Source organism: Paraburkholderia sp. DD10, from assembly GCF_049177125.1.
Classification (GTDB): domain Bacteria; phylum Pseudomonadota; class Gammaproteobacteria; order Burkholderiales; family Burkholderiaceae; genus Paraburkholderia; species Paraburkholderia terricola.
In genome coordinates this window covers 1,761,804-1,787,549 of record NZ_CP185393.1, presented here as the reverse complement: position 1 = coordinate 1,787,549, position 25,746 = coordinate 1,761,804, and the positions used below count along the sequence as shown (strand labels likewise).

5 protein-coding genes are annotated in these 25,746 nt (G+C 69.3%); all 5 read left to right on the top strand.

The window, feature by feature from the left end:
* The first annotated feature begins 96 nt into the window (after positions 1–96).
* Positions 97–1,074 (top strand): YqcI/YcgG family protein, encoded by a 978-nt coding sequence (locus ACOCG7_RS23275; RefSeq protein WP_083083887.1) that lies wholly within the window; start codon positions 97–99, stop codon positions 1,072–1,074.
* Between the two features lie 100 nt (positions 1,075–1,174).
* The gene (locus tag ACOCG7_RS23270) at positions 1,175–2,821 is read left to right on the top strand and encodes a cyclic peptide export ABC transporter (protein WP_421380193.1); all 1,647 of its coding nucleotides are present in this window, start codon (positions 1,175–1,177) and stop codon (positions 2,819–2,821) included.
* A gap of 17 nt (positions 2,822–2,838) precedes the next feature.
* Positions 2,839–3,657 (top strand): ATP-binding cassette domain-containing protein, encoded by an 819-nt coding sequence (locus ACOCG7_RS23265; RefSeq protein ID WP_083083885.1) that lies wholly within the window; start codon positions 2,839–2,841, stop codon positions 3,655–3,657.
* Between the two features lie 236 nt (positions 3,658–3,893).
* Positions 3,894–7,682: a condensation domain-containing protein gene (locus tag ACOCG7_RS23260; protein ID WP_083083884.1), complete on the top strand. Its 3,789-nt coding sequence runs from the start codon at positions 3,894–3,896 to the stop codon at positions 7,680–7,682.
* 96 nt (positions 7,683–7,778) lie between these two features.
* Positions 7,779–25,745 carry an amino acid adenylation domain-containing protein gene (locus tag ACOCG7_RS23255; RefSeq protein ID WP_421380188.1) on the top strand — a complete coding sequence of 5,989 codons (17,967 nt, stop codon included), beginning with the start codon at positions 7,779–7,781 and terminating at the stop codon, positions 25,743–25,745.
* The last annotated feature ends 1 nt before the right edge of the window (position 25,746 follow it).

Here is a 25,746-nt window from a genome sequence, read left to right as displayed (position 1 = left end):
TCCCCACGACAGCAGTATCGACGTCCCGGCCGATCGGCCTGGGATGCCTCGCGCGTTCGACGCGCGCAACAGTGGGTCAGGAAGAGAGAGCGAACGATGGAAGCAGGCAATAGTGCTATCGCGCAGGCCGATCGATTCGAGGTCAGCGACTGGAAAAGCCGGATCATCGCCGGCAGGGCGACGGGTGCGGCGGTGTCCGCGCCCGCGTGGCTGGACGCTTCATATGCAACGCTGCGCGAGCAGGTGCTCGATCCGGCTTATCCGTGCTTCTTCGGCACGATGGCCGAGCGGCGCGGCGAGATGTTCTACTCGTTCGTCGACGGCCGCGATCTGCGCGATCTGCCCGCGACGATGCAAACCTTCGCGGAGCTCGCGCTGCAACCGGAATACAGGAGAAACAACATCGCCGTGTTCTTCGAGCCCGATCCCGAGCCGCTTGCGCACGAGGCGTACCAGGCGCTTTTCTGGCGCATCCTGCAGCGGTTGCACGACGTCGACCCGGACCCGGCGGCGGACCAGCAGCCGGACCCGATGGACGAAGCCTGGGAGTTTTCATATGCCGGCGTGCAGATGTTCGTGGTGTGCGCGTGCCCGTCGTTTCGCGCGCGCCATAGCCGCAACCTCGGTCCCGGCATGGTGCTGCTGTTTCAGCCGCGCTCCGTGTTCGTCGACACGATCACGAACAAGGTCATCGGCCGCGAGGCGCGCAATCAGGTGCGCAAGCGTCTGGAAACGTGGGACGAGATTCCCGCGCATCCCGATCTCGGCTTTTACGGCGATCCCGGCAATCTCGAATGGAAGCAGTATTTCCTCGACGACGCCAACGCGCCCATCGACGACCGCTGCCCGTTCCTGAAACGGCGCAGGCAGGCACAGCAGGCGTCGCCCGCCGACGCACAGCCGGCGCAGACAGCCTGGCGGCATGCGTCGCGGGACGAGGCTTCGGGCGCGCACATGGCGCCTGTCGCGCACAGGCCGCATGAGCCGCACGTGCCGCACCCGCCGCACGACGGGCGCAACGAACACGAAAGACCCTTCGCGCATGCGGGCGCCGCGCGAGGCGACGATAACTGACGCGGCCGGCGCGCGAGGATGTTTGCTGGCGCCGGTGGCATTCGCTACCATGAGCCGGCCCGCGGTCCTCCCGCACCGACGCCGCAACGAAAGGAGCTTCATGTCCGTACTTTTGCAACTGGTCAGCAAGTCCCGCTGGATGCTCGCCGCCGCGCTCGTTGCAAGCGTGCTCGGCGGCCTCGGCAATGCCGCGCTGCTGGCCCTCATCAATCAGGCGCTGGTCGCGTCGTCGGCGGAACTCGCGCGGCTCGGCTGGCAGTTCCTCATGGTCGGCCTCGCCGTGCTCGCGATGCGCGCTCTCGCGCAGTCGCTCTTCATGTGGCTCGGCCAGCAGGCGAAGGCGACGCTGCGCATGCGCACGATCCGCCGCATCGGCGACGCGGCGTTTGCGCATCTGGAAAAGCAGGGCGCGGCCAGGTCGCTCGCGGTGCTGACCCAGGACCTCGACACGATCGTCGTGTTCTTCGTCAGCCTGCCGTCGCTCGCGATGCAAAGCGCGGTGATCGTCGGCTGCCTCGCGTATCTCGGCTATATGTCGTGGCCGATTCTCGCGGTCGCGATCGTCACCATCGTGCTCGGCATGACGGGCTTTCGCTACGCTCACAGTCGCGCGATGTTTCATCTGCGCGCGTCCCGCAAGCGCGAGGACGATCTGGTCAAGCACTTCCGCGCGCTCTTCGACGGCGCGAAGGAACTCAAGCTGCATCGCGCCCGCAGGCGCGCGTTCGTCGAGGACACGCTCGCCACCAACGTCGAGGCGGTGCGCGTGCAGCGCACGCGCGGCTACATGCTGTACGCGGCGGCGACGAGCTGGGGCAACTTCATTCTGTTCGCGTTCATCGGCCTCACGCTGTTCGTATTCGCGCGCTACATCAAGGTCGATTCGCACGTGATGTCGGGCTATGCGATCGTGTTCGTCTACATGATCATGCCGATCGAAGCGGTGCTGTCCGCGATTCCGGGCCTCAGTTCGGCGCGCGTCGCGCTCGAGCGCATCGAGCAGGTCAACGCGGAGTTGCCGCCGGAAGTCATGCTCGAGCCGCCCGTCGCGGCGTCGTTCGACACCATCGCGCTCGACGGCGCCACGCACCGTTATTTCCGCGAGAAGGAAAACGAGGTGTTCACGCTCGGGCCGATCGACCTCACGTTCCGGCGCGGCGAGCTCGTCTATCTGATCGGCGGCAACGGCAGCGGCAAGACCACGCTCGCGAAGATGCTGGTCGGCCTGTACGTGTCGGAGAGCGGCCGCGTGCTGCTGAACGGCGAACCCGTCGACGAGGCGCGGCGCGACGCCTACCGCCAGCATTTCTCGGTCGTGTTCAGCGATTTCTTCCTGTTCGACACGCTGCTCGGCATGCACGGCGACGGACTCGACGCGCTCGCGCAGCAGTTGCTCGTCGACCTCCACCTCGACCACAAGGTCACCGTGAAGGACGGCGCGTTTTCGACGCTGGATCTCTCGCAAGGGCAGCGCAAGCGGCTCGCGCTCGTCGTCGCGTATCTGGAGGACCGGCCGTTCTACGTGTTCGACGAATGGGCCGCCGACCAGGACCCGCTCTTCAAGGACGTGTTCTACAAGCGCCTCTTGCCCGAACTGAGGGCGAAGGGCAAGACCGTGCTCGTCATCACGCACGACGACCGCTATTTCCATCTTGCCGAGCGCTTCATCAAGCTCGATGTCGGCCAGATCGTCGAGGACGGCTCCGGCGCCGCGCATGCGGGCAGCCTCACGTCCGCTTATTCCTGATCAGGATTTCAATTCACATGAACGCCAACCCGTCCGTTTTTTCCGCTCACGTCGCGCACGGCGAACCCATGTACGAACTCGACGGCGTGTCGTTTAGCATCGGCGAGCGCGTGCTGCTGCATCCGCTCGCGCTCGCGCTCCCGAAGGGGCGCGTATGCGGCCTGATCGGCCATAACGGCTCGGGCAAGTCGACGCTGCTCAAACTGCTCGCGCGTCAACAGCCGCCCACGGCCGGCACGCTGCGTTTCGCGGGCCGCCCGTTGCGCGACTGGGAGAACCGCGAGTTCGCCCGTCAGGTCGCCTATCTGCCGCAGCAGCAGCCCGCCGCGAGCGGCATGACGGTGCGCGAACTGGTCGCGCTCGGCCGCTATCCGTGGCACGGCGCGCTGGGCCGCTTCACCGGCGTCGACGCTGAAAAGGTTCACGAGGCGATGCAGTTGACCGACATCACGCGTTTCGCGGACCGCGCCGTGGACAGCCTGTCGGGCGGCGAGCGGCAACGCGCGTGGATCGCGATGCTCGTCGCGCAGGACAGCCAGTGCCTGCTGCTCGACGAGCCCATCTCCGCGCTCGATATCGCGCATCAGATCGAGGTGCTGGATCTCGTGCGCGGCCTGAGTCAGCGGCGCGGTCTGGGCGTCGTGGTGGTGCTGCACGACGTCAACATGGCGGCGCGTTTCTGCGACGACCTGATCGCGCTGAAGGGCGGCCGCCTGCTCGCAAGCGGCGCCGCGCCGGAACTGATCGAGGAACAGATGCTGGGCGCGATCTACGGCGTGCCGATGGGCACCGTCGCGCATCCGCGCGGCGGCACGCCGATCAGCTTCGCGTATTGACCGGCAGGCGTCGTCGGGCTCCGCGCATCCACACGATGCAAGGCCGGCGGCGCGCCGCGATCGATACGACACAGACCTAACGGCGTTCCCAAGAGACGCCTTGCTTTCCCCGCAATGACGAAATTGACGCCGCCGGCGCAGCGCATGCGACGGCGACGGCTTGCCGTGCGCCGCGTTCAAAGGCGCCGCACGGCGATGATGGCCGCGCAGCGCGCGGCAAATCTCGGGAGGCGAGGATGTCTGTTATCAATACGCCGCGCCACGATGGCGCGGAGTCACATGCGGCGAACCGGGTTGCTCAGGACGATGCGACGGCCCGTGCCGCAAGCAACGCGCGGACGGCCAATGCGCCCAACGCGGCCAACATCGCCGTGGCGCCCGCGACCGACCTCGTGTCGGTGATGAAGCTGCATGTCGCCCAGCGCCCGCACCAACTGGCGGTGCGTTTCCTGGCCGACGGCGACGCCGACGCGCGCGAGCTGACGTATGCGGCGCTCGACGCGCGCGCGCGCCGCTTCGCAGCCGTGCTGCGCCGGCACGGCGCGCCGAACGACCGCGTATTGCTGATGCTGCCGAGCGGGCTCGATTACATCGTGTCGTTCTTCGCTTGCCAATACGCGGGGATGATCGCGGTCCCCGCTTATCCACCGGAAGCGCTGCAAAGCGGGCACATCGAACGGTTGCGGCGCATGTCGCAGGATTGCATGGCGCGCATCGCGGTGCTCGACCAGGCGTCGCACGCTTTTTGCGGCGATGCCGGTGCCGATGCCGATGCCGGATCCGAGTTGCCGCTCAACGGCGCGACGCTCGTGTCGCCCGACGAGGCCGGCGACGCCGCCGGTTTTTGCATCGACCACGCGAACCCCGACGCGATTTCATTTCTGCAATACACCTCCGGTTCGACCTCGTCGCCGAAGGGCGTGATGGTGAGCCACGAGAACGTGTGCGCGAACGTCAGCGCGATGTCGCGCGGCATGGGTTGCCGCATCGGCGGCCGTATGTTTTCCTGGCTGCCGCTCTATCACGACATGGGGCTGATCGGCAGCGTGCTGATGCCGGTGCTGTGCGGCTTTCCGGTCACGCTGATGTCGCCGCTGCATTTTCTCGAACGCCCGGCGCGCTGGCTCGCGGGCATCGCACGCGAACGCGCGACCGTGACGGGCGGCCCGGACTTCGCTTATCGCCTCTGCACCGACCGCGTGCGCGACGCGCAACTCGCGGGACTCGATCTCTCCTCGTTGCGCGTGGCGTTCTGCGGTTCCGAGCCGATCCGGCAGACCACGCTCGATGGATTCGCCACGCGCTTTGGCAAGCACGGCCTCGATCCGCGCGCGATGTACGCGTGCTACGGGCTGGCCGAGGCGACGCTGTTCCTCACGGGCGTCGAGGTCGGCGCGGGCGCGCCCGAAACACGCTTTTCGGCAGCCGCGCTCGCGCAGCGCTCGCCTGTCGCGCGGCCTGCCAACGATGGCGATGACGACGGCAAGGCAGTGGTCGGTTGCGGCGCGATTGCGTTGGGCCATGCGCTCGCCGTCGTCGACCCCGATACGTGCGAGCGTTTGCCGGAGCGCCGCGTCGGCGAGGTCTGGTGCGGCGGCCCGAGCATCACGCAAGGCTACTGGCGCAACCCCGAGGCGACGGCCGCCGTGTTTCTCGACGACGCGCCCGGTTTTCCGGGGCGCTGGCTGCGTACCGGCGACCTGGCTTTTGTCGACGGCGGCCAGCTATTTTTCTGCGGACGCCGCAAGGACATGATCGTGCTGCGCGGCGAGAACGTGTATCCGCAGGATCTCGAAACGGTGTTGGCGGATCGCGTCGAATGGCTGCGCCGTGGCCGCGTCACCGCGTTCGCGGTGGAGACCGCCGATGGCGCCGAGGCGATCGGCGTGGCCGCTGAAGTGCCGCGCGGCAGGGCGCGCCAGGTGGCGCCCGAAACGATTTTCGCCGCGATCGCCGCGGCGCTCGGCGAGGCGTTTCAATACGAAGCGGCGTTGATCCTGTTGCTGGAGCCCGGCGATCTGCCGCGCACGTCGAGTGGAAAATTGCAGCGCAGCGCCTGCGTGAGCGCGTGGCAAAGCGGCGCGATCGTGCCCTTCGCGATACGCGACGCAAGATCGTCGCAGCCGCAAGCCGGCGTCGCGAACGCACCGGCGACGGCCGCTTCCGGCGACACCTCGACGCCGACCGCGCAAGCCATCGCGCGAGTGTGGAGCGAAGTGCTCGACGCGCCCGCGGCGCGCGCGTCGGATGACTTTTTCGCGCTCGGCGGCCGTTCGCTGCTGGCGCTGAAGGTCGCGTCGCGCTTACGCGCGCGTTTGGGGCGCGACGTGCCGGTCGGCCTGCTGTTCAGCCATCCGACGCTCGCGAGTCTCGCCGCCGCGCTCGATGCCTGGTGGGCCGCGCCGTCGCATGCCGCCGGGCCGGTCGCGGCGCTGACGCGGCGTGAGGAAAGCGCCGCGCCGCTCTCACTGCCGCAAGAACGTCTGTGGGTGCTCTGGCAACTCGAACCGAACAGCCCGGCCTACAACATTTCCGCCGCGCTCTCGTTGACCGGCCCGCTCGACGCCGCCGCCGCGAAAAGCGCGCTGGATGCGCTGGTGCGTCGTCACGAGATGCTGCGCACGCGCTTCGACGATATGGGTGACGCGCCGCGCCAGATCATCGCGCCTGCTGCGCAGGCCGCCGATGCATGGCGTTGGGAAACCGTGGACGCGCGCGACGCCACCCCCGCGGAATTCGATGCGCAGTTGCGCCGACGCGCTCGCGAGCCTTTCGATCTGACGCGCGGCCCGCTGTTTCGAGCGACGCTGTTTGAATGCGGTGAGCGTGGTGAGCGTGGTGAGCGCGGTGAATGCGATGCACGCGGTGAACACGGTGCGCGTGGCGAATACGATGCACGCGGTGAACACGGTGCACGTGGTGAATACGATGCACACGGTGAACATGGCACACGTGGTGAATGCGGTGCAGACGGTGAACATGGCGCACGCGGTGAATGCGATAAACATGACACCAGACGTCATGTGCTGCATTTCGTCATGCATCACATCGTCTCCGACGGTTGGTCGATCAACGTGTTGCTGCGCGATTTCGCGGCCGGTTATCGCGCGGCGCTGCGCAGCGGCACTTCATCGCGACCCACGCTGCCCGCGCCGGCCGTCCAATACGCCGACTACGCCGCCTGGCAGCGCGAGCGGTTCAGCGGCGCCGGCGCCGCGCAACTCGATGCGCAACTCGACTACTGGCGCAGCCGTCTCGCGGGCTACGACACGCCGCTCGATCTGCCGACCCTGCACGAGCGCGGCCGTCCCTACGACCCGCACGCCGCGCGCATCGCCGCGCAAATTCCCGCCGCGCTCGCTGTTCGATTGGAGACGCTCGCGCGCTCGGAAAACGCCACGCTTTTCATGGTGTTGCTCGCCGCGTTCGCCGCGCTGCTGTCCCGCTACAGCGGCGCGCAGGATGTGGTGATCGCGGTGCCCGTCGCGGGCCGCGACCGGCTGGAGACCGAAGAGCTCATCGGCTTTTTCGTCAACACGCTGGCGATGCGCGCGTCCGTGAAGGGCGCGAAGCCGTTCGCGGCGCTGCTGCGCGAAGTGCGCGACGACAGCATCGACGCACAGGCGAACGCCGATGTGCCGTTCGAGCGCGTCGTCGCCGCGTTGCCGTCCGCGCGCCGCGCGGGCGGCACGCCGCTCGCGCAGCTCAAGTTCGTGCTGCACGACGAATTCGACACCGCGCTCGATATCGACGGCGTGCGTTGCGCGCTGATCGACGCCGACGCGAGCGACGCGCGTTTCGAACTCGCGCTCGACGTATGGCGCGAGGGCGCGCACGGACTGCGCTGCGTGTTCGCTTACGCCGCCGAACTCTACGACGATGCATTCGCCGCGCAATTCGCGCGGCACTACGTGGATCTGCTCGAACAGCTCGCCGACACTCCGCAGCGCGCGCTCGGCGAATTCATCCTCGACGACGAAGCGGTGGACGAAATAGCGCCCGTCGCGAGCGCCTACGCGCCTTGAGCACAGCGCCTTCCTCCACCTGACTTCATCCACCAGATGCATCGAGCCCGCGCTTGCCGCGCGGGCGCCCGACACCCGGATCAGATCACGGACACCATGCAAGCCATTCATTTCGACACCGATTTTCTGCCTGCCCGCGTCGCGCGGTTTGCCATCGAACGGCCGAACGCCGTTGCGCTCGTCGACAGCACGGGGCCGCTCGCCTGGCGCGAACTGTGGGCATGGTCCGGCCGCCTCGCGGCGGCGCTCGCCGCCGAGGGCGTGCGGCCCGGCGATCACGTGGTGCTCGCGTTGCCGCGCTCCGCGGCGCTCGTCGCGACGATCCTCGCCGTTTGGCGGCTGCGCGCGTGTTACGTGCCGCTCGACCCGGCGTTGCCCGCCGCGCGGCTGCGCTGGCAGGCGGAGGACTGCGGGGCGCGTGTGGTCGTGATGGAGGGAGGGGTGGGCAGCGCGGTCGCGGACGCAGCGGCCAATGTGTGGAGCGGTGTGCGGGTCGACGCAGTGGCCAACGCGCGGAGTGGCGTGCGGGTCGATGCAGCGCCTAACGCGGAGAGCGGTGTAGCGGCCGATGCAGCGGCCAATGCGGGGAGCGGCGTGCTGGCCGATGCAGCGTCTAACGTGAAGAGCGGTGTAGTAGCCGACGCGGCGTCCAATGCAACAACCGAATCATCCACGCTCTGGCTCCCCCACGGCGTATCCACGCTCGATCCCTACGCGTCGCGCGCAGCGATAGATGCCGCCGACAACATCGACGGCATCCCTAACGCCGGCCCGACACCGCAATCCGACGATCGCATCTTCGCGTGGCCCGCCTATGTGATCTACACGTCCGGCTCGACCGGCAGACCCAAGGGCGTCGTCCTCAGCCACATGGCGCTCGCCGCGTATCTGCGCGGCGTATCCGAACGGCTGCCCGAAGGCGTCGCGAGCGCGGCGTATCTGTCGACGCCCGCCGCCGACCTCGGCCACACGTCGCTGTTCGGCGCGCTGTGGCACGGCTGGACGCTGCATTTGATCGACGCGCGGATCGCCGCCGACCCCGACGCATTCGCCGCCTACATGCACGACCACTCGGTCGATTTGCTGAAGATCGTGCCGAGCCATCTCGATGCGCTCTTGCAGGCGCAGTCGCCCGAACGGGTGCTGCCGCGCCGCTGCCTGCTGATGGGCGGCGAGCCCGCGCCGACGCGGCTGGCCGAGCGTATCGCGGCGCTGCGGCCCGAGTGCCGGTTGATCAACCACTACGGCCCGACCGAGACGGCAGTCGGCGTGCTGACGCGCGCCGGCGCGCAAAGCCGCGCCGCGACGCTGCCGCTCGGCAAGCCGCTCGCGCATGTGGACGCGCGCATCGTCGACGCCGATGGCAACGCCGTGCCCAAGGGCGCGGCGGGCGAGTTGTGCATCGGCGGCCCGAGCGTCGCGTATGGCTATCTGAACCGGCCTTCGCTCACGGCCGAGCGCTTCGTGCCCGATCCCGACGGTCACGGCGCGCGGCTCTACCGGACGGGCGACAAGAGCCGCCGTCTGCCGGACGGCGAGTTCGCGTTCCTCGGCCGTCTCGATGACCAGGTGAAGATTCGCGGCTTTCGCGTCGAGCTGGAGGAAATCGCCGCGCGCCTGCGCGCCGAGCACGGCGTGCGTGACGCGGTGGTGATCGCGCATGCGGACGGCGAGGGCGCCGCGCTGCGTCTCGCCGCTTATCTGACGGCCGCCGAACCGCTCGACGTCGACGCGATCCGCGCGCATCTTGCCGCGGAATTGCCGGACTACATGGTGCCGTCGTCGTTGCAGGTGCTGGCCGCGCTGCCGCTCACGCCGAACGGCAAGATCGACCGCGCGGCGCTGCCCGCGCCGCGCTTGGACGACGTGGCGCACGCGACGCGCGTCGAGCCGCGCGACGACACCGAGCGCGCGCTCGCGGAAATCTGGAAGCGGGTGCTCAAGCGCGACGACATCGGCGTGACGGATAACTACTTCGAAATCGGCGGGGATTCGATCCTTAGCTTGCAGATCATCGCGAAAGCGCGCGGCGCGGGACTCAAGCTCACGCCGAAGCAGATGTTCGACTACCCGACGATCGAGGCGGCGGCGCGGGTCGCGGTGGCGGTGGCAGTGGCGGCATCACCGGCGCGTGCGGGCGCGAGCGCGATTCAGCGAGCGACGAGCGTCAGCGCGGCGATGGCAGCGGCGACGACAGCGACAGCAGCGACGACAGCAGCGACGACAGCAGCGACGACAGCAGCGACGACAGCAGCGACAACAGCAGCGACAACAGCAGCGACAACAGCAGCGACAACAGCAGCGACAACAGCAGCGACAACAGCAGCGACAACAGCAGCGACAACAGCAGCGACAACACCAGCGACAACACCAGCGACCACAGAACCGGCAACGGCATCAGCAGCGGGAACAGCAGCGGCAACGCAAACCACCGACGACGATCAATGGTTCGCCCAAGCCAATGTCTCGCGCGACACCGTCGAAGCAGTTTATCCAGCGACGCCGATGCAGCAGGGCCTGCTGTTTCACGGCATGCTCGACGGCGAGCCCGGCATGTACGTTTCGCAATTGCGCCTCACGATCGACGCGCTGCACGTCGAGACGATGCGCGCGTCGTGGGACGCGGTCATCGCGCGGCATCCGGTTTTGCGCACGCGCTTCGTGTGGCCGGCCGGCGGCGAGCCGTTGCAGATCGTCGAGCGGCAGGTGCGGATGCCGTTCGAGTCGCATGCGCGCATCGCCTCGGCGCAGGACGCACAGGATGCGCAGGACGCGCAGGACGCGCAGGACACGCACGACGAATACGCAGCGGCCTACGAAGCCGCGCGCGAAGCGCTCGTTGCGCGTGGCTTCGATGCAGGCGTCGCGCCGCTGATGCGCGTCGATGTTTTCGAGCGTCCCGATGGCGCGCACGATCTGCTGTGGACCCACCATCACGCGCTCACCGATGGGTGGAGCACCGCGCAGGTCGTGACCGAAGTGACGCGCGCATATGCGGCGCTCGCGGCCGGCGGCATGCCCGAGACGACGCCGGGCGCGCGCTACGCGGATTATGTCCGCTGGCTGCGGCATCAACCCGACACGGGCGCGTTCTGGCGCGCGCGCCTCGCAACGCTCGACCAGCCGGCGCGCCTCGCCGATGCGCTCGGCAACGCGTTCCGGCCGTCGTCCGCGAACGCTGCCGACAGCGGGCCGGCGCACGTGATGGTCCGCGAACTCGACGGCGCGTCGCACGCGCGGCTGCGGCACGCCGCGCAGCGCGCGCAAGTCACGCTGAACACGCTCGTGCAAGGCGCGTGGGCGCTCGTGCTCGCGCGTTTTTCCGGGCGCTCGCAGGTGGCGTTCGGCATGACGGTGTCGGGCCGGCCGGTCGATCTGCCCGACGCGGAAGCGATCGTCGGTCTGTTCATCAACAGCCTGCCGCTGTGGGTCGATGTTAAATCCGCCGCGACGGTGCGCGCGTGGCTCGCCGCGTTGCAGCGGCATAACGCGGAGTTGCGCGAGGTCGAGCACACGCCGCTCGCGAACTTGCAGCAATGGGCGAATTCGAGCGTCGACGCGTTGTTCGACAGCCTCATCGTGTTCGAGAACTATCCGCTCGACGATGCGCTGGGCGCGCTCGGCGGCGTGCCGCGGGTGCGCGCCGTCGAGGCTTATAACCGGAGTCACTTGCCGCTGATGCTGGTGGTCGCGCCGCGCCATGTGGGCGGCGGCGACAGGCTCAGGCTGGAGTGGCATCGGCATGCGGCGCGGGTGTCCGCGGATGGCGTGGCGTGCGTCGCCGACTATTTCGAGCGGACGCTGGATCGTCTCGCGAGGGCGCTGGTGGAAGCGGGCGATGCGGACGTGAGCTTGCGTGAGATTGCAGGCGACGACGCCGCGGAAGATGCGGCGACGGCCGTGGCCGCGTTTGCCTACGAACCGGTGACGGCGCGCATCGCCGCGCAGGCGAATGCGCGTCCTGACGCGATTGCGCTGGTCGATGGCGAGGAGCAGGTGACGTATGCGCAACTGGATGCGTGGTCGCGTGCGATCGCGCATGAACTGCGACGGCTCGGCGCGACGGCGGAAATGCGGGTCGGCGTCGCGATGCAGCGCTCGGCGGCGCTGGTTGCGTCGCTCGTCGGCGTGCTGCGCGCGGGCGCGGCTTATGTGCCGCTCGATCCGTCGTATCCGGCGGAACGCCTTGAACATATCGTCGCGGATTCGCAGCTTGGTCTGATCGTGACGGATGCGGCAAGCGTCACGCAGCATGCGGCGCTGTTCGGATCGCGGACCACGCTGGATGCTGCTGCGTTGCGTGACACGGTGCCCGCCGCGGCGAACGATGCGGACGTGCAACAACCGCATCCGCAGCAGCTTGCCTACGTGATCTATACGTCCGGTTCGACGGGAACGCCGAAGGGCGTCGGCGTCACGCATGAGAACGTCGCGCGGCTGTTCGATGCGACGCAGTCGCGCTTTGCGTTCGGTACAAGCGACGTCTGGACGCTGTTCCACTCCTACGCATTCGATTTCTCGGTATGGGAAATCTTCGGCGCGCTGGTGCATGGCGCACGGCTCGTGATCGTGCCGCACTGGACCGCGCGCGAACCATCGGCGTTCCATGCGCTATTGCGCGACGAACGTGTGACGGTGCTGAACCAGACACCCTCGGCGTTCGTGCAGCTCACGCAGGCCGATGGCGAGAACACGCTCGACGCGCTGCGCGCGGTGATCTTCGGCGGCGAACGGCTGGAGCCGGCGTCGCTTGCGCGATGGGCGGACGGCGCACGCCGCAGGGGCGTATTGCCGGCGCTGGTGAACATGTACGGCATCACCGAAACGACGGTCCACGTGACGCATCGCGCACTCGATGAAGCCGCGCTGCGCGATGCGCGCAGCGTGATCGGCGCGCCGCTCGACGACCTCACGCTGCATGTGCTGGACGCGGACCTGAACCGCGTGCCGGTGGGCGCGGTGGGTGAGCTGTATGTCGGCGGCGCGGGTCTCGCGCGCGGGTATCTGGGACGCCCGGCTCTCACGGCGCAACGCTTCGTGCCGGACCCGTATGGCGCGCCGGGTGCGCGCCTGTACCGCTCGGGCGATCTCGCGCGACGGCTGAAGGACGGCGACCTCGAATACCTGGGCCGTAACGACGATCAGGTGAAGATCCGCGGTTTCCGCATCGAACTGGGCGAGATCCAGGCTGCGCTGCTGGGTCATCCCGAGGTGCGCGATGCGGCGGTGCTGGTGTCGGACAGTGAAGCCGGCGACCGGCGGCTCGTGGCCTACGTGGTGCCGCGGGGCGAACCGGATGCCGGCGACGCGGCCCGCTGGCAGACCTGGCTGAGCGCCCGTCTGCCCGCGCACATGGTGCCGTCGTCGTATGTGGAACTCGCGCGTTTTCCGCTGACGCCGAACGGCAAGCTCGACCGTCGCGCGTTGCCCGCGCCTGAAGCCGTGGCGAAGGCATCGGGCCGCGCGGCCTACGTTGCCCCGCGCGATGAAATCGAGACCCGGCTCGCGACGATCTGGCAAGACGTGCTCGGCGTCGAACGTGTCGGCGCACGCGATGATTTCTTCCTGCTGGGCGGTCATTCGCTGCTGGCGGTGCGGGTGATGTCAGCCGTGCGGACGGTTTTCGGCGACGCTCCGGGGCTGCGCGCGGTGTTCGAACATCCGCTGCTCGAAGACTTCGCGGGGTTGTTGCGTGGGGCGCAATCGGCTGCTGGCGGTATGCGTGTGCCGGGTACTGCCGCGGTTATCGCGAACGCTGACGCTGCTGTAGCTGCTGCGCCATCTGCACAAGTTGGACAAGTCGCCCAAGCCACGCGGGCTGCGCAAGTCGGACAAGCGGCGCTGGTTGAACAAGGCACGCAAGCCACACAAGCCACACAAGCCACACAAGCCACACAAGCCACACAAGCCACACAAGCCACACAAGCCACACAAGCCACACAAGCCACGCAAGGCACGCAAGGCACGCAAGGCACGCAAGCCACGCAAGCCACGCAAGACACGCAAGACACGCAAGACACGCAAGACACGCAAGACACGCAAGGCACGCAAGCCACACAAGCCACACAAGCCACACAAGCCACACAAGCCGAACCCATCCCCCTATCCGCGTCCCAGCAAAGCCTCTGGTTCCTGTGGAAACTCGATCCCGAGAGCGCTGCGTACCATGTGAACGGTGCGCTGCGTTTCGACGGCCGACTCGACGTTAACGCTCTGCGCGCCGCATTCACCGCGCTCGGCGATCGGCATCCGGCGCTGCGCATGCGTTTTGCCGAAGTCGCGGGCGTGCCCTATCAGCGCATCGAAGCCGCGAGTCGCAACGACATCCGCCTACTCGACCTGCCGCGCACAGAAACCACGACCGAAACCACGCCCCACGACGAAGCCCTCGCCGCATGTCTCGCCGCGCTCGTGCGCGCACCGTTCGACCTCACCGCCGAGCCGCCCGTGCGCGCGACGCTGATCCGCGTCGCCGCCGATCGCCACGTGCTGCATCTGGTGCTGCATCACATCATCAGCGACGACTGGTCGGTCGGCCTGCTGTTCGCGGACTTCTCGCGCCTGTATCGCGAATATTGCGCATCGGACCACGCCGCGTCGATCGACGATCGCACCCGCGATGCGAACCTCGCCACCGCATCGGCGGCGGCTTATCGCGAACTGATCGCGGCGCGCGCCGCGCAACTGACGCCCGAGCGCGAGTCCGCGCAACTCGACTGGTGGCGCGCCGCGCTCGCCAGCGACAGCGACTCCGCCGCGACGCTCGCGCTGCCCTACGACCGCGCACGTACCGGCACGCGCCGGGCACCGGGCGCGCGCCATCGCGCCCGCGTGCCGGCCGTCACCGTGAACGCGCTGCGTGCGCTCGCGGGCGCGCGTCACGCGACACTGTTCATGACGCTCCTCGCCGCCTTCGACGCGTTGCTCTACCGATACTCGGGGCAATCCGACATCCGCCTGGGCGTGCCGCTCGCGGGCCGCGATCTGCCGGGCGCCGCGGACGTCGCCGGTTTCTTCGTCAACACCGTCGTGATTCGCACCGCGCCGCACGGCGAGATGCGCGCGGCGCAACTGATCGACGACGTGCGCGAACGATTGCTGTGCGCCTACGCGAATCAGGACGTGCCGTTCGCGAGCGTCGTCAAGGCGGTGCAGCCCGAGCGCGATCCGACGCAGACGCCGCTGTTCCAGGTGCTCGTCAACCAGCAGCAGCGCCACGACCTCGGCGCATCGTTCGGAGAAGGGTTGAGCGTGACGGTGCAGGACGTCGACAACGGCGAGGCTCAATTCGACCTGATGCTGAACATCGCGGAAACGGCCGGCGACGCGCTCGATCTGACGCTCACCTACGCGACCGATGTCTTCGACGCGTCGACCATCGAACGGCTTGCCCGCAATTTCACGGGGCTGCTGGAGCAATGGAGCGCGGCGCCGGATGCGCGGATCGCGTCGTTCGAATTGCCCGAGATCCGCGATGAAGCGGTGCGGCGTTTGCCTGCCGCGTTTGCCTACGAGCCGGTGACGGCTCGCATCGCCGCGCAGGCGAGTGCGCGTCCTGACGCGATTGCGCTGGTCGATGGCGAGGAGCGGGTGACGTATGCGCAACTGGATGCGTGGTCGCGTGCGATCGCGCGTGAACTGCGACGGCTCGGCGCGACGGCGGAAATGCGGGTCGGCGTCGCGATGCAGCGCTCGGCGGCGCTGGTTGCATCGCTCGTCGGCGTGCTGCGCGCGGGCGCGGCTTATGTGCCGCTCGATCCGTCGTATCCGGCGGAACGCCTTGAACATATCGTCGCGGATTCGCAGCTTGGTCTGATCGTGACGGATGCGGCAAGCGTCGCGCAGCATGCGGCGCTGTTCGGGTCGCGGACCACGCTCGATGCTGCTGCGTTGCGTGACACCGTGCCCGCCGCGGCGAGCGATGCGGAGGTGCAACAACCGCATCCGCAGCAGCTTGCCTACGTGATCTATACGTCCGGTTCGACGGGAACGCCGAAGGGCGTCGGCGTCACGCATGAGAACGTCGCGCGGCTGTTCGATGCGACCCGGTCGCGCTTTGCGTTCAATGTGCAGGACGTCTGGACGCTGTTCCACTCCTACGCATTCGACTTCTCGGTATGGGAAATCTTCGGCGCGCTGGTGCATGGCGCACGGCTCGTGATCGTGCCGCACTGGACCGCGCGCGAACCGTCGGCGTTCCATGCGCTATTGCGCGACGAACGCGTGACGGTGCTGAACCAGACACCCTCGGCGTTCGCGCAACTCACGCAGGCCGATGGCGAGAACACGCTCGACGCGCTGCGCGCGGTGATCTTCGGCGGCGAACGGCTGGAGCCGGCGTCGCTTGCCCGATGGGCGGACGGCGCACGCCGCAGGGGCGTGTTGCCGGCGCTGGTGAACATGTACGGCATCACCGAAACGACGGTCCACGTGACGCATCGCGCACTCGATGAACCCGCGCTGCGCGATGCGCGCAGCGTGATCGGCGCGCCGCTCGACGACCTCACGCTGCACGTGCTGGACGCGGACCTGAACCGCGTGCCGGCGGGCGCGGTGGGTGAGCTGTATGTCGGCGGCGCGGGTCTCGCGCGCGGGTATCTGGGACGCCCGGCTCTCACGGCGCAACGCTTCGTGCCGGACCCGCATGGCGCGCCGGGTGCGCGCCTGTACCGCTCGGGCGATCTCGCGCGACGGCTGAAGGACGGCGACCTCGAATACCTGGGCCGCAACGACGATCAGGTGAAGATCCGCGGTTTCCGCATCGAACTGGGCGAGATCCAGGCGGCGCTGCTGGGTCATCCCGAGGTGCGCGATGCGGCGGTGCTGGTGTCGGATAGTGAAACCGGTGACCGGCGTCTCGTGGCCTACGTGGTGCCGCGGGGCCAAGCGGATGCCGGCGACGCGGCCCGCTGGCAGACCTGGCTGAGCGCCCGTCTGCCCGCACACATGGTGCCCTCGTCGTATGTGGAACTCGCGCGTTTTCCGCTGACGCCGAACGGCAAGCTCGACCGTCGCGCGTTGCCGGCGCCTGAAGCCGTGGCGAACGCCACGCTGGCCGTCGCGCCGTCGACGCCCGCCGAGGCCACGTTGCTCGCTGTGTGGCGCGCCGTGCTGCGACGTGACGACATCGGCGTGACCGACAACTTTTTCGTGATCGGCGGCGACTCGATCCTGAGTCTGCAAATCGTCTCGAAGGCGCGCGATGCCGGCCTGCACGTCACGCCGCGCATGGTGTTCGAAGCGCCGACCGTGCAGCAGCTCGCGCGCGCGGCGCGGCCGGTATCGACCTCGACCTCGACATCGTCCGCCGTAACGGAACCGCTAACGGAGACGAGCGGCCCGGCATCGTCGGATCTGTGGCGCGCGCTCGGCCTCACGCCCGAGCATATCGAGGACGTTTATCCCGCGACGCCGCTGCAAGGCGGCCTGCTCTATCACACGCTCGCCGAACCGGGGCAGGGCGCGTATCTCAACCAGATGCGCGCGACGCTGTCCGGTTCGCTCGACGTCGCCGCGATGCAAGCCGCGTGGCAGGCCGCGCTCGAACGTCACGCGATTCTGCGCACGGGTTTCGCGTGGCAGCACGGCGGCGCGGTGATGCAGATCGTCCATCGCAAGATCGCGTTGCCGTTCCAGACACACGACTGGTCCGCCGCGCCGGATTACGACGCGCGTCTCGCCGACTGGCGCGCGCGCGATCTCGCCGATGGCATCGCGCCCGACGCCGCGCCGCTGATGCGCATCGCGCTTTTCATTCGCGATGCGCGGACGGCCGATCTCGTGTGGACGCACCACCATCTTTTGCTCGACGGCTGGAGCGTGTCGCTGCTGTTCGCCGAAATTCTGCGCGACTACCGGGCGCGCACGAGCGGCGCGGCCGCGACGTTCGAAGCGGCGCCGCCGTATCGCGGTTACGTCGACTGGATTCGCGAGGCGGCTGACGATCCCGCGACGCAAGCATGGTGGCGCGCGTGGGCCGCGCGCGTCGACGATCCGGCGACGCTGACCGCGAGCCTCGGCGCACCGCGCGCCGCCGAGCCCGGCGCGCATGCGCGCCGCCGCGCGCTCGACGACACGCTCGTCGCGCGCTTGCAGGCGACGGCGCGTCGTCACGAGATCACGCTCAATACGCTGATGCAGGGCGCATGGGCCGTGCTGCTCGCGCGCTATGGACATCGGCGCGGCGTCGCCTACGGCACGACGGTCGCGGGACGGCCGGCGCATCTGCCGGGCGTCGAGCGGATGCTGGGGCTGTTCATCAATACGCTGCCGGTGTGTGTCGACGTGGACGCGAGCGCGGACCTCGGCGCATGGCTGCGCAAGCTGCAAGGCGAGCTGACCGAACTGCGGCAGTACGAGCACACGCCGCTCGCGCGCGTGCAGCAGTGGAGCGGGCGCAGCGGCGACGCGCTGTTCGACAGCATCGTCGTGTTCGAAAACTATCCCGTCGAAGCCGCGCGCGATGGCGATGCGAGCCTGAAGGTCGAGGCGATCGACTCGGTCGACCCGACGCATTACCCGCTCGCGCTCGCGATCATTCCGCGCAGGCAGACGGTTGCGCTCGAATGGGCGTGGGACGGCGAGCGGATCGATCGCGAGACGGTGGAGCGGATCGCGTCGCAGTATGAAGCGGTGCTGGCGCAGATGGCGGAGGGTATCGAGCGGCGGGTGGGGGCGTTGACGTTGCCGGCGGGGTGTCCTGAGGTGGCGTTGCGGCGGTATCCGTTCGAGTCGCTCGGCGCGGCGCTGGCGGCGCAGGCGCGGCGCACGCCGGAGGCGGTGGCGCTGCGCTGCGAGGACGCGTCGCTCACCTATGCGCAACTGGATGCGTGGTCGGCGGCGCTCGCCGCGAAGCTGGTCGCGCGCTGGGTGGGCGCGGAGCGGCGCGTGGGGCTGTGCGTGACGCGCGGGCCGGCGCTGGTCGCGGCGCTGCTGGGGATCATCCGCTCGGGCGGGGCGTTCGTGCCGCTGGATCCGGGGTATCCGGTGGCGCGTCTGACGCAGATGATCGGGGATGCGGGGATTGCCGAGGTGGTGGCGGATCGGGCGAGTGCGGAGCAGGTGGGGGAGGTGCTCGCGGGGTGTGAGGTGGTTGAGGTGGATTCGGTGCCGGAGGCTGTCACGGAGGGAGTCAGGCAGGGCGAGGTGGCTGGCGGCATCGACGCGGCAAGCCAACCTGGTGCGGCAAGCCGTGCTGATGCGGCGAACGACAGCGATGCCCAGCGCCGTATCGGCCTGGCGATGCAGAACGGTGCGAGCGATCGGGGTCAGGCAGGCTGGAGCGACGCAGCAGGCGGAAACGAAGCGGCAGGTCAGAACGAAGCGGCAGGTCAGAACGAAGCAGCAGGCCGGAGCGACGCAGCACACCACAACAACCTCACCGCCCACATCGACGCCCCGCTGCACCCGGACCAGCTCGCCTACGTGCTGTACACCTCCGGCTCGACGGGCCGCCCGAAAGGCGTCGGCGTGAGCCACGGCGCGCTGTGGACCCATCTGCAGGACTTCCTCGCGACCTACGCCATCGACGGCCGCGACACGGTGCTGCACTCGTCGACGATCAGCTTCGACGTCGCGCTGCACGAGACGCTGCCCGCGCTGCTGCGCGGCGCGACGGTGGAGATGCGCGGCGTGCAGCCGTGGGATCTGCAGAGCCTGAGCGAGCGGCTGGTGAACCGGCGCGTGACGTTCGCGCGCATTCCGACCGCGCTGTGGCAGCAGTGGCAGCATCATGCGCCGCCACGCGCGCGGCTCGCGCTGCGCCAGGTGACGGTGGGCGGTGAGGCGCTGCCGGGCGACGCGCTCGCGCACTGGCGCGCGGGGCCGCTCGCGGACATCCGGCTGGACAACCTGTACGGGCCGACCGAGACGACGGTGGCGGCGCTGTACCGCCGCACCGAGGCGGACGACGCACGGCAGGTGACGGTGCCGATCGGCCATCCGTATCCGGGGCGCACCGCGCGCGTGCTCGACGCGTTCGGCGACGAGGCGCCGGTGGGCGGGCTGGGCGAGCTGTGCATCGGCGGGCCGACGGTGGCGCGCGGGTACCTGGGGCGACCGGGCCTGACGGCGGAGCGGTTCGTGCCGGACCCGTCCGGTGCGCCGGGCGCGCGGATGTACCGCAGCGGCGACCTGTGCCGGATGCGCGGGGACGGCACGGTGGAGTTCCTCGGTCGGCTGGACCAGCAGGTGAAGCTGCGCGGCCAGCGCATCGAGCTGGGCGAGATCGAGGCGGTGCTGCGGCAGTGCGGGGGCGTGCGCGAGGCGGCGGTGATCGTGGTGGGCGAGGGGCAGAAGCAGCGGCTCGCGGCGTATGTATCAGGTGATGTGCTCGCTGATGTATCCGGTGAAATGACGGGGAATGTTTCTGGCGATGCGCTGGGTCGCGTGTCAGGCGACGGCTTGTCAGGTGACATATCGGCTAATGCATCCCGCAACCAGTCGGGGAATGACGACGGCGTATCCGGCGATGTGTCCGGCGAGCTGAAAGGCCGGGCGTCTCGTGATCAATCACGCGAGGCACCAGGCGATGTGCCGGGCGATCGATCACGCGACGAACGAGGCAACGGTCCTCGCCCGGCGCAGGGCGCGGCGCAAACCACGCTCGACGCCGCGCATCTGCAGCGCGAACTGGAGCAGAAGCTGCCGGGCTACATGGTGCCGTCGTCGGTGACGGTGCTCGCGCGGCTGCCGTGGATGCCCAACGGCAAGCTCGACCGCGGGTCGCTGCCGGCGCCGCAGGCGGGCGCGCGCGAACGGGTGGCGGCGTCGGGCGAGGTGGAGTCGGCGTTGCTGTCGATCTGGACGGCGGTGCTCGGGCGCGACGATCTGGGCGTGACGGACAACTTCTTCGAGGCGGGAGGCGACTCGATCCAGAGCCTGCAGATCATCGCGCGGGCGCGCGAGGCGGGATGGCGGCTGACGCCGAGACAGGTGTTCGAGCATCCGACGGTGGCGGGCCTGGCGCAGCGCGCGCAGCGGCTCGAAGCGGGCGGTGCGCAGGAGGTCGACGATGGCGCGGCGCTGGCGCTGACGCCGATCCAGCGGCTGTTCTTCGAGCGCTATCCGCAGGGCGAGTCGCACTGGAACCAGGCGGTGCTGCTGAAGGTGCGGGGGCGTCTGGAACCCGCGGCGCTGGAGCGCGCGGCGCGGGCGCTGGAGGCGCGGCACGACGCGTTGCGGCTGCGGTTCGTGAAGGAGACGGGGGGATGGAAACAGGTGGCGGTGAAGGCGGCAGGGGTGGTTGAAGTGGCTGGAGTGGCACAAGCAACGCAAGCAACGCAAGCAACGCAAGCAACGCAAGCAACGCAAGCAACGCAAGCATTGCGGGGCTCGCAGACATCGCAGGCAACACAGGCAACACAGGCAACACAGGCAACACAGGCAACACAGGCAACACAGGCAACACAGGCAACACAGCCAGCCATCGTCCACCACGAACACCTGTCCTCACTGTCAGCGCTCACCGCGGCCTGCGAGCGTCTCCAGTCGAGCCTCGACATCGGGCGCGGCCCGCTATGGCGCATCGGTCACTTCGAGACCCCGGACGAAACGCGCCTGCTGATCGCGATCCACCATCTGTCGGTGGACGGCGTCTCCTGGCGCGTGCTGCTGGAGGAACTGCAAACCGCCTACGCCCAGGCCGAGCAAGGCGAGCCCATCGCGCTGCCCGCGCCGTCGATGTCCTGGCGCGCCTGGGTCCGCGCGCTCCACCGGTATGCCGCCTCCGACGCGGTCCAGTCGGAAGCCAACTGGTGGCAGCAAGCCCTCAGCGTGCTCGACACCGCTCCGGCACTCCCGCTGCGCCCCGCCGCGGGCACGCGCGTCGTCGAAAGCGCAACGATCGACTGGACGCTCGACGCCGGCCGCACGCGCGACCTGTTGCAGAACGCGTCGCGCGCCTATCGCACGCGCGTCGACGAGTTGCTGCTCGCCGCGCTCGCGCAGGCGCTCGGCGCATGGAGCGGCGCAAGCGAAATCGCCGTCGAACTCGAAGGCCACGGCCGCGAGGACGTGATCGACGGCGCGGACCTGAGCCGCACGGTCGGCTGGTTCACGACGCGCTTCCCGGTCGCGCTGCCCGCCGCATCGGCCGCGCCGGGCGATGCGCTCATCGCCGTGAAGGAGCGCATCCGCGCGGTGCCGAACAAGGGTCTGCACTGGGGCCTGCTCGACGCGAGCCGCACACGGCCACGCCCGGCCGTCAGCTTCAACTATCTCGGGCGCTTCGATCAGTCGTTCGATCCGGCCTCGCGCTTCGCCTTCAGTTCCGAGGATGCGGGCAGCAGCCACGGAGCGGGCGCGCGCCTCGACTATGCGCTCGACCTGAACGGCATCGTCACGGGCGAAACCTTGCTGCTGCGCTGGCGCTTCGACCCGGCGCGAATCGACCGCGAAACCGTCGAGCGCATCGTCGCCGCGTTCGACCAGCAGGTCGACGCGCTGGTCGCGCACTGCGTGGCCGCGCCGCCGGGCGCGACCGCGTCGGACTTCCCGTTGTCCGGCCTCGATCAGGCGCGCTTGCGCGCGCTCGGCTTGCCGCTTGGCGGCGTCGCCGACATCTATCCGGCCACGCCCTTGCAACAGGGCCTGCTGTATCACAGCGAGTTGCAGCAGGGCGAGGGCGTCTACGTGAACCAGTTGCAACTGACGCTCGACGGCCGCCTCGACGACACGGCGTTGCGCGCCGCCTGGCAGGCCGCCATCGCGCGGCACGACATGTTGCGCACGCGCTTCGAGTGGCGTCATGGCGAAGCGGCCTTGCAGATCGTCCAGCGCGAAGCCGTGCTGCCGTTCGCGGTGCGCGACTGGCGCGATGCGCCGGACTACGATGCGCGCCTCGCCGCCTGGCGTTCGGCCGACCTCGCCGCCGGCATCGATGCGTCGCGCGCGCCGCTGATGCGCGTGAACGTATTCCGCCGTCCCGACGGCCGCTTCGATCTCGTGCGCACGCATCATCACGTGCTGACGGACGGCTGGAGCGGCGCGCGGCTCCTCGCCGAAGTGTTCGACGACTACGAGCGCGCGCTCGGCCTGACGCCCCGTGATGCGGCGCGCGGCGCGGCGGGCGTGCCGCCGCCGTACCGGCGCTACGTCGAATGGCTCGCGGCGCAGCCCGATCCGCGCGACTGGTGGCGCGAGCGGCTCGCCGCCGCCGACGATGCGGGCACGCTCACCGCGAGCCTCGCCGCGCCGCACGACGCATCCGCGAATGTGCCGCGCAAGCTCGCGGTCGAACTCGATGCGCCCCTCGACGCGCGCGTGCGCCGCGCCGCGCAACGTCATCGCGTGACGCTCAACACGTTGATGCAGGGCGCGTGGGCCGTGCTGCTCGCGCGGCTGAGCGGCAAGCGGTCGGTGGCGTTCGGCGTCACCGTGTCGGGGCGGCCCGCGTCGCTGGCCGGATCGGAGGACATGTTCGGCCTTTTCATCAACAGCCTGCCGGTGTTCGCGGCCGTGCCCGGCGACATGACGGTATCGGCCTGGCTCGACGAATTGCAGGCGTACAACCTGCACATGCGCGAGGTCGAGCACACGCCGCTGTCGTCGTTGCAGCAGTGGGCGGGACGCAGCGGCGATGCGCTGTTCGACAGTCTGATCGTGTTCGAGAACTATCCGGTCGCGGCTCGCGCGGCATCCACGGAGGCCGACGCGTTGCGCGTCGATCGCGTGGATTCGTTCGAGCGCACGCACTATCCGCTGACGCTGACGATCCTGCCGGCGACGCGCATCGAACTGCAATGGAACTGGGACAGCCGACGACTCGCGCGCGCGCAGGTCGAGCAATTGCAGCGGCAATACCTGGCGCTGCTCGATCAACTGGCCGACGACGGCGAGCGTGCGCCGCGCTTTGTCGGGGAACTCGCTGCGCGGCGCGGTGCGGCGCGCGCGGAGCCGTTGCCAGTGTCCTTGACGTTGTCCTTGCCTGACACCTTGACTGCGCCTTTGGACGAGCCTTTGGCCGAGCCTTTGACCGAGCGCGTGACCGAGCCTTTGGACGAACCCTTGACCCAGCCCTTGACCGAACTCTTGACCGGGCCCGTGTTGCGCGCGTGTCACGAGCGCTTTGCAGCAGAGGCCGCACGCGCGCCGCAACGCATCGCGGTCAGGCAAAACGGTGAAGCCTTCGATTACGCGACGCTCGCGCGCTGGTCCGCTGTGATCGACGCACGGTTGCGCGCGAGCGGCGTCGCGCGTGAGGAGCGCGTGGCGGTCTGCATGCGCCGCTCGCCGGCACTGATCGCGAGCATGCTCGGCGTGTGGCGCAGCGGCGCGGCGTATGTGCCGCTCGATCCGTCGTTCCCGGCCGAACGCCTGCGCGGCATGCTGGACGACGCGGGCATCACGCGGGTCATCGCCGATGCGGAGGGTCGCGCGCGGCTCGGCAACTGGCTGGACGGCCGTATCGCGATCGACGCAAGGCTCGACGCCACAGGCGACGTTGGAGGTGACGCGCGGCTCGACGCTACAGGCGACGTCGGACCCGACGCGCGACCCGACGCCACGCGTGACGTCGAACGTGACGTGCGGCTCGCCACCACAAACGACGTCGGACGCGACGCGCGACTCGACGCCACACGTGACGTCGGACCCGACGCTCGGCGCGCCGCCACACGCGATGCCGCCGACGCCAGCGACGCACCAGCAATCCTGCCGCCCGCGTTGCCGTGCAGCGACGCGCAACTCGCCTACGTGATCTACACGTCCGGCTCGACCGGCCGGCCGAAGGGCGTCGCGGTCTCGCACGGCGCGCTCGCGCGGCTGCTCGCAAGCGTGGGCATCGCGCCGGGACTGCATCGCGATGACGTGCTGTTGTCGGTCACGACGCCGTCGTTCGACATCTCGCTGCTCGAATTCTGTCTGCCGCTCACGCGAGGCGCTTGCATCGAGATGGCCGACGCGTCGACGGTCGCGGACGGCGCCGCCCTGGCGCGTTTGATCGACGACAGCGGCGCGAGCTTCATGCAGGCCACGCCGAGCGGCTGGCGCCTGCTGATCGAATCGGGCTGGCAAGGTCCGTCGCGCGGAAGGCTCGTCGGCATCGCGGGCGGCGAGCCGTTGCCTGCCGACCTGGCGACACAACTCGCGCAACGCGGCGTCGATTTGTGGAACCTGTACGGCCCGACCGAGACGACGATCTGGTCGAGCTGCGCGCGCGTGGCCGAGGGCGGCCCTGTCACCGTGGGTCGCGCATTGCATGCGAACGCGCTGCGCATCGTCGACGCGAGCGGGCAGTTGACGCCGCAAGGCGGCGTCGGCGAGTTGTGCATCGGCGGCGACAACCTCGCGCGCGGTTATCTCGGCCGCGCCGGCCTCACCGCCGAGCGCTTCGTGCCGGACCCGTACGGGCCGCCCGGCGCGCGGATGTACCGCACCGGCGACCTGTGCCGCGAGCGGCCCGACGGCGAATTCGAATGCCTCGGCCGGATCGACCAGCAGGTGAAGCTGCGCGGCTACCGGATCGAACTCGGCGAAATCGAGGCGGCGCTGCGCGCCTGCGACGGCGTGCTCGACGCGGCCGTCGCGCTCGTGCCCGGCGCGGGCGATGCCGAGGCGCGGCTCGTGGCGTATGTGGTCGGCGCGTCGCGTGCGGTGCCGGCCGGCTGGCGGCAGACGCTCGCCGCGCGCCTGCCCGGCTACATGATTCCGGCGGCGCTTTATGAGCTTGAGGCGTTGCCGCGCACCGCGAACGGCAAGCTGGACCGCAACGCGCTCGCGCGCTTCGAGGCGGCGCCGGCAAGCGACGCGGCGTGGGTCGAGCCGTCGGGCGAGACCGAAACGTTGATCGCGCGGCTGTTCGGCGACGTGCTCGGACTCGCGCGGGTCGGCGCGAATGATGACTTCTTCGCGCTCGGCGGACATTCGCTAGCGGCGGTGCGGTTGATCGCGCGGCTGTCGGAGCGGCTGGGCCGCAAGGTCGCGCTCGGCGCGCTGTTCGATAGCCCGACGCCGGCGCTGCTGGCCGCGCTGCTTACGTCCGGCGCGGATGGCGACGCGTCGCCGCGCGCGGCCGCGAACGATGAACTGCAAGCGCTCGATGGCTTGTTCGATGCGCTGGATTGAA